Consider the following 15527-nt stretch of genomic DNA (forward strand, 5'->3'; position numbering starts at 1 on the left):
GCTCCAGGCCTCACCGCTCGGGAGCAATCCCCAGCGCGCCGTGCAGCATGGCGGAGAGCACCGCGCGGAACTGCGCATCGGCCTCGGCACCTGGACTCCTCCCCAGCGCTGAGAGCAGCTGCGGCCGCGCGAGCGTGTACCCCTGGCTCGCGCACAGCCCCACGAGCAGCGTCATCTCCACGGCCGCGCGCGAGGGCGGCGGCAGTCCCTGGGCCTCGGCGATGCGGCCCACCTGGAGCGCCAGGGCGTCCGCCACGGGCTTCAAGGCCCCGGGCTGTCCCAGCGGGGTGTGCTCGGCACGCCCGGTGAGCAGCGCCCACGCCAGGAGCCGTCCGAGCCCTGGCTCCTGGAAGAGGGAGGCGACGTGCTCCAGGAGCTGGCTCGCGGTGGACGGCGCGTCGCGCCCTTTCGTCCGCCGCGCGAGCGCCTCCGTGAGCAGCCGGGTCCGGCGCACGAGCACCTCGCGCACCAGCGCCTCGTAGGTGCCGAAGTAGTGCGTGACGAGCGCGTGGCTCACCCCCGCGGCGCGCGCCACCGCCTGGAGGCCCACCCCGTCCGGTCCTCGCGCCACCAGGAGCGGCTCGGCGGCCCGGAGGAGGGCCTCACGCGCCTCCGCGGGGGTCCGGCGGCGCCGGGGCGGGGTGGGGCGGACACCTCGGACCGGACGTCGAGTCATCATGCGCGCCTCGTTTCGTTGTCAGCGGTGACAACACCGCCTCCGCTTCATTGGCAGGCCTGACAACGATACCGCGCCCTCCTGGGACGCCTGGTCGAGTGCCCTGGGACCAGGAGCGGCAAGCACCCTGGCACCCTGTGGGTCTTGTCCCTACCGTCCCTGGACCGCTGTTCCGTCGGCTCCTTGGAGGAAAAAGGAGGCCGGGGGTCAGCACCGTATTGACAGATCTGAATCCAGTACCACGTGCTCGCTTGACTGCCGGTGTATCCGGTGTCTAGGGTGCGCGGCTTCGAGTCAGCTCCAGTGTGGAACTGATCGCGGGCCATTCGTAGCTCCCCGCGAATGGCCGACGTCCAACAACCGGGGGCAGCAGCACCGTTTCCCAAGGATCACCAACCAAATGCAGCAGAACGTGAACCAGCAGATCGGAGATGTTGGCGACGAGGATTTTGCCGCGATGTTCGAGGCCTCGCTCAAGGAGCGTGGCGGCGAAGGCATCCTCAAGGAAGGCGAGATCGTCAAGGGCACCGTCGTTCAGGTGACCAAGGACTACGCCATCGTCGACATCGGCTACAAGTCCGAGGGACAGGTTCCGATCTCCGAGTTCACCAGCCCTCGCGGCGAGGTCTCCGTCAAGGCGGGCGACCCGGTCGAGGTCCTCCTGGAGAGCCGCGAGAACGACACCGGCATGGTCGTCCTCTCCAAGGAGAAGGCCGACAAGATGCGCATCTGGGACGAGATCAGCGCCGCCTGCGAGCGCGATGAAATCGTCAAGGGCACCATCGTGGGCCGCGTCAAGGGCGGCCTCTCGGTCGACATCGGCGTCAAGGCGTTCCTGCCGGGCAGCCAGGTCGACATCCGCCCCGTGCGCAACCTCGACCAGTACATCTCGAAGGAATTCGAGTTCAAGGTCATCAAGTTCAACAAGAAGCGCGGCAACATCGTGCTCAGCCGCCGCGTGCTCCTCGAGAAGCAGCGCGAGGAGATGAAGAAGGAGACCCTCAAGAACCTCAAGGAGGGTGCGGTCCTCAAGGGCGTGGTCAAGAACCTCACCGACTACGGCGCCTTCATCGACCTGGGCGGCATCGACGGCCTCTTGCACATCACCGACATGTCGTGGGGCCGCATCGGTCACCCCTCCGAGATGTTCAACGTGGGCGATGAGGTCCGCGTCGTCGTCCTCAAGTTCGACCCCGCGCAGGAGCGCGTCAGCCTGGGCCTCAAGCAGATCCAGGAGGATCCGTGGCACCGCGCCGACGAGAAGTACCCGGTCGGCACGCGCGTCAAGGGCAAGGTCGTCTCCATCACCGACTACGGCGCGTTCATCGAGATCGAGCAGGGCGTCGAGGGTCTGGTGCACGTGTCCGAGATGTCCTGGACCAAGCGCCTCAAGCACCCGAGCAAGATGCTGGAGGTCGGCCAGGAGGTGGAGGCCGTCGTCCTCGACATCGACCCCAAGGCCAAGCGGATTGCCCTGGGCATGAAGCAGATCGAGCAGAACCCCTGGACCCTGCTCGAGGACAAGTACCCGATCGGCTCGGTCATCAAGGGCCAGATCCGCAACGTCACCGACTTCGGCGTGTTCGTCGGCGTCGAGGAGGGCGTGGACGGCCTGGTGCACGTGTCCGACATCTCCTGGACCCAGCGCATCAAGCACCCGGGCGAGATGTTCAAGAAGGGCGACGAGGTCGAGGCGGTGGTGCTCAACATCGACGTCGAGAACGAGCGCTTCAGCCTGGGCATCAAGCAGCTGCAGCCGGACCCGTGGGACACCCTCAGCGAGCGCACCCCGGTGGGCAGCCGCGTGAAGGGCAAGGTCACCAAGGTGACGGACTTCGGCGCCTTCGTGGAGATCGAGCCCGGCATCGAGGGTCTCGTGCACGTCTCCGAGCTGAAGGAGGAGCGCGTCGAGAATCCCCGCGACGTGGTGCAGGAGGCGCAGGACGTCGAGGTGAAGATCATCGACATCAACACCCAGGACCGGAAGGTCGCGCTGTCGATGAAGGCCCTCATCGGCGAGGGCGATGACTACCGCGAGTACCTCCGCCGCCAGGCCGAGGGCTCCAAGGCGCGCCTCGGCGACGTCATGGCGAGCAAGCTCAAGAAGTAGTCCGCTTCACGCTTCGTAGAAGCCCAGCGAAGCACCGCACGGCGGCCGGGTTCCCGAGAGGGGGCCCGGCCGTCTGCTTTTTCGTGTCACCATGGGGTGCGAGCGGGGCGGCGGCTTGACCCTCTTTCCGAGCACGGTGATAAGGGCTCGGCCGGGAGTTATTGGATCCGGATTCCCGCATCTTTTCCCCAGGAGGCGAATCATGGCGCGTGAAGTGGTCATCGTCGGCGCGGCGCGGACTCCCATCGGAGCGTTTCAGGGCTCCCTCTCCAAGCTGACGGCGCCCCAGCTGGGCGCCATCGCCATCAAGGCGGCGCTCGAGCGGGCCGGGGTGTCGCCCGATCAGGTGAGCGAGACCATCATGGGCTGTGTGCTCCAGGCGGGCGTGGGCCAGGCCCCGGCGCGCCAGGCCGCCATCCACGCGGGCATTCCGGACAGCGTGCCCGCTGTCACCCTCAACAAGGTGTGTGGCTCGGGGCTCAAGGCGGTGATCGCCGGCGCCCAGGCCATCGCCCTCGGGGACGCCGAGGTGGTGGTCGCCGGCGGCATGGAGTCCATGAGCAACGCGCCCTACCTGAGCCCCAACATGCGCGGCGGTGCCCGCATGGGCCACGTGGAGTTCAAGGACGCCCTCATCCATGACGGCCTGTGGGACGCCTACGGCAACGTGCACATGGGCGTGTGCGCCGAGGAGTGCTCCACCAGCCAGGGCATCCCCCGCTCGGCCCAGGACGAGTACGCGCTCGAGTCCACCCGCCGCGCCATTGAGGCGCAGAAGGCGGGCCTGTTCGCCGCGGAGATCGTCCCCGTCACCGTGACGGGCGGCAAGGGCGGCGACGTGGTGGTGAGCGAGGACGACGGCCCCAAGAGCGCGAAGATGGACAAGATCCCCACGCTCAAGCCCGTGTTCAAGAAGGACGGCACGGTGACGGCCGCCAACGCCGCCTCCATCAACGACGGCGCCGCGGCCCTGGTGCTCATGAGCGCCGAGCGCGCCAAGAAGGAAGGGCGCACCGTGCTCGGCCGCATCACCGGCTACGCGGGCGCGGCGCGCAAGCCCGTGGAGTTCACCATCGCCCCCACCGACGCCATCAACGCCCTGCTCAAGCGCACGGGCCACAAGACGAGCGACGTGGACGTGTGGGAGATCAACGAGGCCTTCGCCGTGGTGGCCATCGCCAACAACAAGCTGCTCGGGCTGGAGGCCTCCAAGGTCAACCCCCGCGGCGGCGCGGTGGTGCTCGGCCACCCCATTGGCGCCTCGGGTGCGCGCGTGCTCGTCACGCTGCTGCACGAGATGAAGGATCTCGACAAGAAGCGCGGTGTGGCATCCTTGTGCATCGGCGGCGGCGAGGGCATCGCCCTGATGGTGGAGCGCTAGTCCACCCAACGCCGCCCGTGAAGAGGAGGGGAGCATGAACAAGATCATCCCGAGCGCGGACGAGGCCGTCCGCGACATTCCCTATGGCGCCACCATCATGAGTGGCGGCTTTGGCCTGTGCGGCAATCCCGAGAACCTCATCTCGGCGATCCACCGCAAGGGCACCAAGGGCCTGACCATCATCTCCAACAACTGCGGCACCACCGAGCTCGGCCTGGGGATCCTCCTCAACGCCAAGCAGGTGAAGAAGATCGTCGCCAGCTACGTGGGAGAGAACAAGGAGTTCGAGCGCCAGTTCATCTCCAAGGAGCTGGAGGTGGAGCTCAACCCCCAGGGCACGCTCGCCGAGCGCATCCGCGCCGGGGGCTGTGGCATCGGCGGCTTCTACACTCCGTCGGGCGCCGGCACCGAGCTCGCCCAGGGCAAGGAGTCGCGGATGATCGACGGACGGCTGCACGTGCTGGAGGCGCCCCTCAAGGCGGACTTCACCATCGTGCGCGCCTGGAAGGCGGACACCTGGGGCAACCTCGTGTTCAACAAGACCGCGCGCAACTTCTCCCCGATGATGTGCATGGCCGGCAAGGTCACCATCGTCGAGGCCGAGCACATCGTGCAGGCCGGGGAGTTGGGTCCGGACGAGGTGCACCTGCCCGGGATCTTCGTGCATCGGATCATCCAGGCGCAGAACCTCCAGAAGTGGATTGAACGCCGCACCGTCCAGAAGAAGGCCTGACCCCCATGCCCCTGTCCCGTGAGCAGATCGCCCAGCGCATCGCCCAGGAGCTGCGCGATGGCTACTACGTCAACCTCGGCATCGGCATGCCGACCCTCGTCGCCAACTACGTTCCCAAGGGCATGGACATCATGCTCCACTCGGAGAACGGCCTGCTCGGCATGGGCCCCTGGCCCGTGGAGGGCGAGGAGGATCCGGATCTCATCAACGCCGGCAAGGAGACCGTCACCGTCGTCAAGGGCGCGTCCTTCTTCGACTCGGCGCTGTCCTTCGGAATGATCCGCGGCGGCCACATCGACCTGGCCGTGCTCGGCGCCATGGAGGTCAGCGAGCAGGGGGACCTGGCCAACTGGATGATCCCCGGCAAGATGGTGAAGGGCCCCGGCGGCGCCATGGACCTGGCGGTGGGCGCCAAGCGCGTCTTCGTGGCCATGGAGCAGGCCAACAAGGAGGGCAAGCCGAAGATCCTCAAGAAGTGCGCGCTGCCCATCACCGGCCTCAAGTGCGTCAACCACATCGTCACCGAGTACGCCTTCATCGACGTGACGCCCGAGGGGCTCGTGCTGCGCGAGCTGGCGCCGGGCATGACCGTGGAGCAGGTGCAGTCGCTCACCGAGCCCACGCTCAAGGTGGCCCCGGACGTGCGCGAGATGAAGTTCGGAGCGTGATGTCGGACGCGCCCATCGAGTTGACCATCGAGCGCCTCGGGCAGCTCGGCGAGGGCGTGGCCTCCCACGAGGGCCGCACCGTGTTCGTCCCCGGCGCCTTTCCCGGCGACCGGGTGCGGGTGCGGCTCGAGCAGGAGGGCAGGGTGCTGCGCGGGCACCTGATCGGGGACGTGCTGGAGGCGTCCCCGGACCGGCGCGCCTCGGCGTGCGCCCTGAGCGCGCGCTGCGGCGGGTGTGACTGGCTGGAGCTCGCCGAGCCCGCCCAGCGCACCGCGAAGCAGGAGATCGTCCTCTCCGCCCTGGAGCACCTGGGCCATGTGCAGCGGGACGCCTTCGCCGTGCGGCCCCTGCTCGTGGCCCCGACGAACTTCGGCTACCGGCGCCGCGCCGTGCTGCACTTCCTCAAGGACGAGCTGGTCTACTTCGGGCGGCGCAGCCATGACCGCGTGCCCGTGCAGGTGTGCCCCGCGCTCGTGCCCGCCCTGGCGGAGCTGCCCGGCAAGCTCGGGCCCCTGCTCAAGCCCCTGTCCCGCGAGGCGGAAGAGGTCCACCTGCTCGCCGAGGGGAAGAAGGCCGCCTTCGCGGTGATGCTCCAGGGACAGGTGACGTCCCGGCACGTCGAGGCGGCCGAGGCCGCGGTGCGCGCGCTGCGGCTCGAGGGCGCGGTGCTCGTGCCCAAGGAGGGCTCGCCGCGGGTCCTCGGCAAGCCGGTGCTGCGCTCGCTCTCGCCCCTGCGCCCGGAGGTGCCCCTGTTCCTCCGGCCGGACGCCTTCTCCCAGGCCCATGGCGAGGCCAACGTGGGCCTCGTCACCGCCGCCGTGCACGCGCTCGCCCCGCGCGAGACGGACACCGTGCTGGAGCTGTACTCGGGCAACGGCAACTTCACCTTTCCCATCGCCGCGCTCGCCGCCCAGGTGCTCGGGGTGGAATCCTCCTCGGTGTCCGTGGACCTGGCCCAGCGCGCCGCGCGCGAGGGCGGGGTGGGCAACGTGCGCTTCATCCAGGGCGATGCCCGCAGGGCCTGCGACAACCTCCTGCGCGAGGGGCGCCGCTTCGACCTCGCCCTGGTGGATCCGCCGCGCACCGGCGCGCCGGGTCTCGCGAAGTGGCTCAAGTCCCTGGGCGTGCGGCGCGTGGTGTACGTGGCGTGCGACCCTGGCGCCCTGGCTCGAGACGCGAGCAGCCTCGTGGAGGCGGGCTATGCGCCCCAGGCCCTCCAGGTGGTGGACATGTTCCCCCAGACGCACCACGTGGAAGCCGTCATGGCCTTCGAGGCGGCGTCGTAGTTCCCGAGCCGTAAATCAGTCTCACTGTCAGAGACTGTTTACCGGGCCACCCCACCAGCCCTTACCGTCGAACCGGGCCACGAACCTGCCCCCCAAGCCGAAGAGATGATCGCCAATCACTCTCAACCGGTAGAGTGTGACATCCTTGATCTTCTCAAGCCCGTGGGACTCCAGTCGGAAAATGCCATCCTTGCCTGCGGCAGCATACAAGGCATCGCGGTACCACGCGAGGCTGGTGATGGTCACAGCGGGCGCCTTTAGCTGCTCCCACGAGTTTCCATGTCCCCTAAACAGCATCCCGCGAGCCCCGGCGATATAGACCTCATGAGATGAGCGGCAAAGTACCGACAACAGGGTGTAGTTGGTCGGCGACTCCAACTCCGACCACTTTTGTCCATGATATCGGAAGAGAGTTCCGGCCTCACCGACCATGTAGACGTCGTCCGCCGAGCAACCATGCACCGCGTTCAGTCGACGCTCTTGGTCGTCCTGCGCCACGTCCACCTGGTTTCCCGATACCCGCACGCGCTCACCATGGTCTCCGGCGACGAATAACAGGTCATCCGACTCCACCCAGAGAGATACCAGTCCATCCGGGCAGCCCAAGTCGCGGGTCGCCCACATCCCCGCAGGCTCCGTGAAGTGAAGCTGACCGTCCATGTCCACCGCATAGAGCTTTCCGGTGGAAGACCGAGCCAGATCCGTCACCCAGGCATCGATCTCTCGGAGCTTCGTCCAGGTGACTGGCGTCTCGTGTACCAGGGAAACAATAACGGTGAGGATCGAGTCGGGGTCGTCTACGAGTGGAGACAGGTTCACCAGCATTTGCAGATCTCGTGTGTGAGTACCGACAATGCTGATGAAGCTCGTTTGGTGATCCGACGCAGTGCTCATTCCATTCTCCAGAGTCCTCCCACCGAAGAAAGCCGGTGGGCCTAGAAAGCGCCACTCGCCCCTCCATCCGTCTCACTGGACGGTGTCGGCGTCGAGAGCTTCCATTCGCCTCGACGACCAGGTGGACGAAGCTCTAGGTTGCCTGTGCCACCGCAGATCTCAATGAATTTCCTGTCCACCTCGATGAGAATGCACTCAGCCTCCTCCCTAGTTAGGCCCGGCCCGGGGTCAGGAGCACAAAGCTGCGCCTGGGCATCCTGGCGTGCTTCCTTATAGGTGACATTCATGCCCGACTCCTTGTATCGCTCCCGGTAGGAACGGGCGCGGTCCTTCTGCATCCGGGAGACCCATCCGTGCTCGGTGGTTATATCGGTCCCGTCTTTGAGAGGGATGCAGGGCGCTGCATCTTCCGTGTAGTTCGGGCAGCCGCCGGCGACCGTCGAGGGTTTGCCCGAGCCGCGGCCCACCTGGAAGTGGGCATTTTGGATGACGTGGTGGGACTGAGCACCCGCATGCACCCCTTCCGTCTTGCCCTTCTGGTCCTTGTAGGACTCCACCGGGTAGCGCGCGAGGACTTCGGAGCAACGAGCCGCATCGGCCGCCGTCATCGACTCCAGTTGCGGCACAGGCACGGCCTCGTTACCCGGCGTGCCCTCGTGGTTCGAGGTCGTCATGTCCAGATGCCGGACGACATTCTCCCCCTCGAACTGGACGTCCATGGACCACGACAGGAAGTACACCTTGCCGGATAGTTGGTGGTTGACGACGCCCTGTCCGAAGGACTTTGTCGCAGCCTCGTCCCCCGTGCTCTTCTTGAAGTAGGACTTGTCGCGAAGCATCGCCTCCTTGCCGCCGATAAGCACTGTCTTGCTCCCGCTCGTCATGTCCGATGCGGAAGACGAGATTGGGTACGGAATGGGAACGGGGCCAGCGGGTGGTCCTGGCGGAGAGAGGCAGACGTCCGGAAATGCGGCCGTGACCTGCCCCGAGCCAGTCTTGCACGAGATGGAGCGACCGTTGGCGTAGGCATTGTTTCCCATCATCCACCTCTTTGAGGCGCGGCCACGACGCAGGCCGCGCGCCCAGGTCCTTGTGATGAAGCGAACAGGGCAGCACTGCGGCCAGGTGCATACCCATGCGCCATGCCGACGGCCGTGAGCACCAACATACATGCGGGAAGTGCCGCCCCGACGTCCCCCAGGATTTCCGCAGGCAGCCATAGGGGAAAGAAGGGCCTCGGCTCGCGAAAGAGCCGGGCGAAGGCGGTCGATACTTCCATGAAGGCGGTCCGCTCGCCCGTGACATCACCTACGCGAAAGTCCACATCACGGAGCGCCAGTCGGGACTCAGCCAGAGCCAGCCGTAGAGCCTGGGCGAGACCTTCCGCCAAGTTCGCGGCATCCTGCTTCCCAACCGAGAGCTCCTCGGCCAAGCCTACGCCCAGGATGTCCATCACTGAGGGAGTTCGGGTTCCGGCCCGCGTGACCCATAGCGCCGCGGCAGCTTCCGAGGGAATCACCCCATCCGAGTTCGACTCCGTTTTCAGGCGGTCCTGGCGCTCAAGCCAGTGGAGTGCGTTGTGGCCCACCAGTGAGTCGGCAGCCGCAACAAGGCAGCCGTCGCACTCACGACGCGCCAGCAACTGGCGAGCCACCTCAAGGGCGTGGAAGATGCCTAGCGCGCCCAGGCGAAAGGTTCGCGAACCGTGGCCGAGCGGTACAGTGAGCCGCGATTGGACCTCCCCCAGCACCTGCGCGTCCACGTCCCCGGGAAGATCCTGCCTCTCTGGCCCACCGAGGGCGAGCAGCAACGGAACGGGCCGCAGCGGCGCTTCCACCCAACGCTCACGCCGGGCTAAGCACTCTTGAAGAGCCCTCACTAGCAGCGGCACGCAACGGCGGAATCCATGACCCGAGCGCACGATTTCAGGAACGGACGCGCCGATGATGGGTCTGTGACGCGTGTCGTGGAAGGGCAGTTCTTGAAAGCGAGGCAGGCGAGCACGCACGGCGGCGCTGGCAGAGGCCGCATTCAGACCGACGGGGCACACCATACCCACGCCCTGCACCACCAGCTTCGCACCTGGAGCGCCCAGTCCCAGTGTACTCATACGGCTCCCCGTCCCCAGCGGATGTAGCGCTTGCCTGTCTGCCGCGCACGCTCTCGACCAAGCGTAGTGCCCACCTGCACCTCTCGCAAATGCGTTGGTTTCCCCTCCAGACGCGCTGTGGCCCGCCAGACGAGCACGCAGCGTTTCTCATCTGGCAGGAGCATAATGGTATCGAGGAGCCCCAGCAGGTCGCGAGGACCCGAGCGGTAATGGAGCGTTACCGGGACGGACAGTCGCGGGAGCGTGAACGCCCACCGGCCATCGGGTGTCCCTCCGGTCAGCAACACCTGTTCCCCCCCCTTGAGATACGGACAAGTCTGGTCCTCGGGTGCGCCTTGGAAGTAGCGGTCGTCAAAATCGAGCGGGAGGAAGGGAAAACGCGAATCGCGCCATGCTTGGTCATAGGTTCCCGCGTACAGGCGCCTGGGTGTCCAGTTGCGGCTGATGAAGCCCAACCCCATGGGGCGAGGCCGATCCATGGGACTTGTAATGAGTCGCTCCGGATCCTCCAAGTTGGGCAGAGGCGTATCACGGATGCGGTCATGTGTCCGCGCATGGATGCCGACCCCTACCGTGTTGGCCGCCTCATACACATGCCGACGAACATCCGGATGGCTGAGGTCAGCCCCTCCAAAGGCGCGCTCGTAGAGCAATGGCAGCTTCACGAAGGGCTGGGGACGCGAGGGACGATGCCCCCTTACCAGAGTGCGCTCCCATACCCTGTCCCCGAAGACGTGGAGCACCTTGCGCACGGAGCCTACCTTCAGTCCCACCAGCATCGACTCCACTGGTTCACCCCTTGGCGCATACGCGTTGCCGAGCACGAGCACGTCCGTCAGTGGCTTGCGCAGCGCGAAGTCAGACTCCCAGCGCACGCTGCTGAGTCCAGGCTCTCCGTGGAAGACGTCGGCCCTCACCGCAGGCGACTGCTCTATGGCGGGTACGCAGGTCCCATCCGGCCCGACATCAAATGTTCCCTTTACAACTGTAAGTACATGCTCGTGGCCGTGCTTATCCGTGGCTAGTGATAGCCCCGCCTGGAGCGGCGCCAGCAGGTTATCGATGATCATAGGAACTCCAAGCGTCCGCTCTCCATTTGCATAGCGCGCGCCCCGACGAGGCGAGCACCTCCCGGGCCTGCGTGAGTTGTCGTAGCTGTCGGCGTGTGCTTGCACGAGGGTTGACCCGCAGCATCCCACGGCTCCCGAGCGCAAGCTGCCGAGCCAGCACATGCCGCCGCCGCATCGCAGCCGTCTGAAGCGCGTCGACGAGAACCTCGCCGCTCAACGGCCGGCCTCCCAGATAGCGGATGCCAGCATCGAAGCCGCTCCGCGTCTTCCGCCACCACTCGCGCACGGCATCAGGCTCGGCAATAAGCAGCCCATCCTCTGGAGAAAGCGACAGATCCGCGTCCAAGTCCTCTTCCTCCAGCGGGATGGGCTCCTCCTGCCCGGCGTCGGACACCTCGCGAATGAATTGATCCTCCAACACCAGCCCGGTGATGGCGCAAAACGCCTCCGCCGCAACCCGGCCAGTCCAATCATCACTGATCAGTTCCACGCACCTATCTGCGGCTTCCACCCATCCGCTGTAACCGAGCGCCCAGAGGGCATCCTTGCGCAACTTGGGGTTGTCCAGACAGTCCATTAATCGCTGGACCTCCGCTCGACCACCCACTAAAGACATCCAGACAAACAAAGAGCCCGAATCCGGCTCGCGTGTCGCAAGGACCTGTTGGCACAGATCCCATGACTCACGATGCCCTCGCAAGAGCCCCACCGCGATGGCCGGCTCGCGCAACTCGGGACGACTGAGCAGTTTGCGCAGCACCTCGGGTTTGACGGCCAGGGAGGGGCATGATTCAGCTAGGCGTAATGCCCCGGCGACCACCGCAGGCTCTTCGCTGGAGAGGAAGGCATCCAGTGTGTCACAGGATGGCTCGTCCCTGAAGGCGAGAACCTCCAGCACGGCGGCCTGGACATCGGCTCCGTATTCTATAAGAAGGGGCATCAGCCGAGCGGCAACATCCTGCCTCTCGCAGAGTTCTAGGGACCGCTGGAGGGCACGACGGAGAGTGGGACCGGCCTGCCCGAAGCACTCGAACACGGCCCTTGCCGCTGGCTCGCTCCAACCCTCGAGGAGTGCCCGGGCACCGGCGCTCACGCGCAAGGGTTCCCCCGCTACTTCTTCCTCTTCAAGGTCAAGCAATGGCAGCAGCAGTCGCTCGGCGACGGGTGCTCCACCGACTGCCAAGCCTTGGAGATGGGCCAGCAAGCGAGGCTCAATCCGTTCCGCCACTTCTGACAACGAGAAAGCCGGTGCGACGAGGTGTCGTTCCCATTGCCACCAGAGGAACGTCGCCTCGTCCAGGTGCTGCTCGACCACATCCCAGAGGATGTCTTCAGCGTGCTGCTCTAAAGCGAAGGCAGGTAGGGTCAGGAGGTCCATCTCCTTCGGATCATACATCACAACAGCGAAAAACAGGCCTCTTCAGAGCCGCCGTCATCTTTTCACCCAACAAGGCTGGGACTGAGTCGCTTCTGGCTCTCTCGTGCTTCGTATGCTCTACGCGCAAGTGCCGATCTCCGCTTGTCGTAGCGACAGGCTCCCTTGCTCACGGAGCACAAGCAATGCGAGAGTGGGACAAAAGCGGATCAGTCCCACGCATACCCATGTCACTAATTAATCTCCACTGAGCCGCCTTTGATGCGGTGGGCTCCAGTGGCGCGGGACTCAAGTTGTGTCCCCTTGACGATGACCTTGCCATTTCGACGCAATGTAATGCTGGCCTCTCCACACCGGAGGACCACCTCATCCCGTCCCTCGATGGTAACGCGCTTGCCATCAATGCGAGCTTCCACGGCGGGTGGAGGCGCTTCGCGTAGGGGAGCTAGCAAGGCGTTTAGTAGTGGTGTCGCATTGGTCTCCTGGATGAATCCCATGATGAAGGGGAGGCGTGGATCTCCATTTTCGAAAAGGAGGACAACCTTCTGTTGTTGGGCGACGGCTGCCTGGATCACGGTCGCGTCGACTGCCACCGCCAGCCTGGCGGGTACGGGTCCAGCGGTGTTTCCTGGAAAGTCCACGAGTAGCGAACCTGAGGCATCGGCACCGGTAAGGCGGCCGGCCCGGCTACCCAGGAAGGGCTCTTGGGATTGCAATTCTGAAAGGAAGCGCTTGCTCTCAGGTTTCATGCTTATGTCCGCTCGGTCCGAAAGTGCAGCGAGTGTACCTCGTGCGGCCCTCTTGCAGTGGCGGGTAGGTGCGCCTATGAAAAAGATGCGACGCGAGTCAGTACAGACATTTTCTTGACACCCACCGGATCCGACACGACGAGCCTACAAGTTGTTGCTGCGAATCTAATTCTCCGAGATCTTCCCTCCCTTGATGATCACGTCCCCGCTGGCGGTAACCTCGATCTTCGCTCCCTTGATGACCACGTCCCCGTTCTTCTTCACCTGAAAGGTGGCGGAGCCGACCTTGAGGGTGAACTGCTCCTGGGCCACCAGCGAGAGTTCCTTGGCGGAGATCGTGTAGGACTCCTTGACGGCGTGGTTGAGCTTGCCGCCCACGCTCAGCCGCAGATCCTTGCCCACCGTGAGCGTGCGCGACTGGTCGATCTGCTCGGACATGTCTCCGCCCACCTGGAGGGTCCGTGAGCCCATCACCTTCTCGGACTTCTTCGCGCCCACCACCTCCACCTTGGCGCCTCCGACCTGCTCGGACTTGAGGCCCCCCACCAACTGGTTGAGGGCACCTCCCACCGAGACGGCGTAGCCCCCCCCGATGCTGAGCATCTTGCCCAGGCCCACCGTCTCCACCGAGGCCAGGGCCACCGCCACACTCTGGCCGCCACCGACCTGGATGGCTTGGTCCCCCACGATGGTCTCGGAGTGGTTGCCCTCCACCACCGTCGAGCGATCCTGCCTCACCTCCAGGCTCTGGTTGCCGCCAATGAGCGAGTCGTCGTTCTGCTTCACCTCGAGGGTCTGGGAGCCCTCGATCGTGCGGCGGCGATCCTTCTTCACCCGCAGCGTCTCGTGGCCACGGACTTCCTGCGTCTTGTCGTTCTCCACGACGATCTGGAAGTCCTTCTGGGCGTGCAGGTAGATCTGCTCCTGGCCCGCCGCGTCCTCGAAGCGCAGCTCGTTGGAGCCATTGCCACCCGGGCTCGAGCTGGAGCGCAGCGTGCTCTGGGTCTTGTCCCCGGGCAGATCGAGGGGCGGCGGATTCTGGCCGTTGTAGACGCTCCCGGTGACGATGGGCCGGTCGGGATCTCCCTCGAGGAACTCCACCACGACCTCGTGCCCGATGCGCGGCAGGTAGAGCGCGCCCCAACCCGGCCCCGCCCAGGCTTGACTCACCCGGATCCAGCACGAGCTCTTGTCGTCCCGCTGGCCCTCTCGGTCCCAGTGGAACTGGACCTTGATCCGACCGTACTCATCGGTGTGGATCTCTTGCCCGGGCGGCCCCACGACCAGGGCCGTCTGGGCTCCCGCGATGACGGGCCGCCGGGTCTCGCGCGGCGGGCGGTAGGGCACCTGGGCCGGCAGGCAGGTGAACTCGTTGAGGTAGCCTTCCTTCCCGTCGGGCCGTGCTTGCAAGAGGGTGAGGACCTCGGGCTGGCGGCCCACGTGCTTGACGGAGCGCAGCAGGTAGCCGCGGTTGAACGTGCCCACCGGGTGCTCGTCCAGCTCGAAGCCGTGGCCCGGGCTCAGACGCCGGCAGTTGCTGGCCCCCTCCAGCTGCTCCACCTGCGCGCGGAGCTCCTCCAGGCGGACCTTGGCCAGGGCCTTGCCCGCGCCGGGCTCCTCGTAGCGGGCGGGGTAGTCGTAGATCTCGAGCGCCGCCTCTCCCGCGTCGTCCGTGGTGTTCGCGGTCAACAACTGGCCGGGCCGCACGAAGTTGAAGTCTCGCAGCACCACCGCGCCGGGCTGCACCTGCACCCGCGAGGCGAACGCATGCACCGACTCGCGACTCGCCACCATCTTGCTGTCCTCGCGAAAGACGACGCGGGCCTCTCCTGGCAGGGAGGGCACGGTCTGGGACGCGTCGTTGAGCACCATCACGTGCGCGCCCTCGGCATGCTCGAAGTAATAGAAGATGCCCGCTTCCTCGAGCAGCCGGTGCACGAACTCCAGATCCGACTCGCGGTACTGCACACAGTAGTTCCGGGGGCGGTAGGCGCCGGTGAGCGCGAGCCGATGCTCCACCCGCGCCTCGCCGAGGACCTCGTGCACGATGTCTGGAACGGACAGCTCCTGGAAGATGCGGCTGCGGCGGGTATGCCGGAGCGTCCACAAGCGGGGGACCACCAGGACGCGGTGACGCTGCTTCTCCGGAGACGCTCCCGCATCCCAGCGGGTGATGCGCGCCACGAGCCCATGGAAGAAGCGCGCCGTTCCATCGCCGAGGTGCACCGTCAACAGCGCGCTCTGGCCCAGCAAGCTCTGCTCCTGCACCTCCACGGTGGATGACGCCGCCAGGGTCACCTCGAGGGAATAGGGCTGGGAGAGGGTCTCGTGCGCCTCGAAGCTCACGACCGCGAGCTCTCCCGCCGCATGCGGTCCCATCTGAAACTCGAACTCAGCCTGATTGGCCCGGAGCGCGGCAGTCGCGATCACGAAGTCCCCCTTCAGTTCATGCGCCTGGGTGGAGAAAGCATGTCC

At 65.8% G+C, this 15527-nt stretch carries 13 protein-coding genes; 5 read left to right on the plus strand and 8 right to left on the minus strand.

The features are described 5' to 3' along the window. Positions 1–10: 10 nt before the first annotated feature. Positions 11–679, minus strand: a complete 669-nt coding sequence (locus tag I3V78_RS22520) for a TetR/AcrR family transcriptional regulator (protein WP_204490511.1) — start codon at positions 677–679, stop codon at positions 11–13. Positions 680–1076: 397 nt separating this feature from the next. Here I3V78_RS22520 and I3V78_RS22525 point away from each other — a divergent pair, with 397 nt between their 5' ends. From I3V78_RS22525 to I3V78_RS22545, 5 genes are all read left to right on the plus strand, one after another. Further along, entirely contained in the window at positions 1077–2786 is a 1710-nt protein-coding gene (locus tag I3V78_RS22525; RefSeq protein ID WP_204490512.1) for a 30S ribosomal protein S1, read from the plus strand. A gap of 202 nt (positions 2787–2988) precedes the next feature. Next, entirely contained in the window at positions 2989–4167 is a 1179-nt protein-coding gene (locus I3V78_RS22530) for a thiolase family protein (RefSeq protein WP_204490513.1), read from the plus strand. A 34-nt stretch (positions 4168–4201) separates the two neighbouring features. Next, on the plus strand, positions 4202–4900 hold the full coding sequence (locus I3V78_RS22535; protein ID WP_204490514.1) for a CoA transferase subunit A: 699 nt from the start codon (positions 4202–4204) through the stop codon (positions 4898–4900). Between the two features lie 5 nt (positions 4901–4905). Beyond that, on the plus strand, positions 4906–5568 hold the full coding sequence (locus tag I3V78_RS22540; RefSeq protein WP_204490515.1) for a CoA transferase subunit B: 663 nt from the start codon (positions 4906–4908) through the stop codon (positions 5566–5568). Beyond that, positions 5568–6854 carry a class I SAM-dependent RNA methyltransferase gene (locus I3V78_RS22545; protein ID WP_204490516.1) on the plus strand — a complete coding sequence of 429 codons (1287 nt, stop codon included), beginning with the start codon at positions 5568–5570 and terminating at the stop codon, positions 6852–6854. The genes I3V78_RS22540 and I3V78_RS22545 overlap by 1 nt, the downstream gene beginning before the upstream one ends. 27 nt (positions 6855–6881) lie before the next feature. On the opposite strand, the gene I3V78_RS22550 is transcribed toward I3V78_RS22545, so the two are convergent. The 7 genes from I3V78_RS22550 to I3V78_RS22580 all read right to left on the minus strand — a co-directional run bounded on the left by I3V78_RS22550 (position 6882) and on the right by I3V78_RS22580 (position 15431). Further along, positions 6882–7748 (minus strand): beta propeller repeat protein, encoded by an 867-nt coding sequence (locus I3V78_RS22550; RefSeq protein ID WP_204490517.1) that lies wholly within the window; start codon positions 7746–7748, stop codon positions 6882–6884. Positions 7749–7789: 41 nt separating this feature from the next. After that, the gene (locus I3V78_RS22555; RefSeq protein WP_204490518.1) at positions 7790–8791 is read right to left on the minus strand and encodes a PAAR-like domain-containing protein; all 1002 of its coding nucleotides are present in this window, start codon (positions 8789–8791) and stop codon (positions 7790–7792) included. Further along, positions 8788–9585 (minus strand): hypothetical protein, encoded by a 798-nt coding sequence (locus I3V78_RS22560; protein ID WP_204490519.1) that lies wholly within the window; start codon positions 9583–9585, stop codon positions 8788–8790. Before I3V78_RS22560 ends, I3V78_RS22555 begins: the two co-directional genes overlap by 4 nt. Before the next feature lie 269 nt (positions 9586–9854). Beyond that, positions 9855–10928, minus strand: coding sequence for a DUF2169 family type VI secretion system accessory protein (locus tag I3V78_RS22565; RefSeq protein WP_204490520.1), 1074 nt, complete (start codon positions 10926–10928; stop codon positions 9855–9857). Then, the gene (locus I3V78_RS22570; RefSeq protein WP_204490521.1) at positions 10915–12306 is read right to left on the minus strand and encodes a TIGR02270 family protein; all 1392 of its coding nucleotides are present in this window, start codon (positions 12304–12306) and stop codon (positions 10915–10917) included. Before I3V78_RS22570 ends, I3V78_RS22565 begins: the two co-directional genes overlap by 14 nt. 230 nt (positions 12307–12536) lie before the next feature. Then, on the minus strand, positions 12537–13052 hold the full coding sequence (locus I3V78_RS22575) for a DUF6484 domain-containing protein (RefSeq protein ID WP_239576531.1): 516 nt from the start codon (positions 13050–13052) through the stop codon (positions 12537–12539). A 165-nt stretch (positions 13053–13217) separates the two neighbouring features. Next, on the minus strand, positions 13218–15431 hold the full coding sequence (locus I3V78_RS22580; RefSeq protein WP_239576532.1) for a type VI secretion system Vgr family protein: 2214 nt from the start codon (positions 15429–15431) through the stop codon (positions 13218–13220). Positions 15432–15527: the final 96 nt, after the last annotated feature.

Origin of the sequence: Archangium primigenium (assembly GCF_016904885.1) — a bacterium.
GTDB classification, from domain to species: Bacteria; Myxococcota; Myxococcia; order Myxococcales; family Myxococcaceae; genus Cystobacter; species Cystobacter primigenius.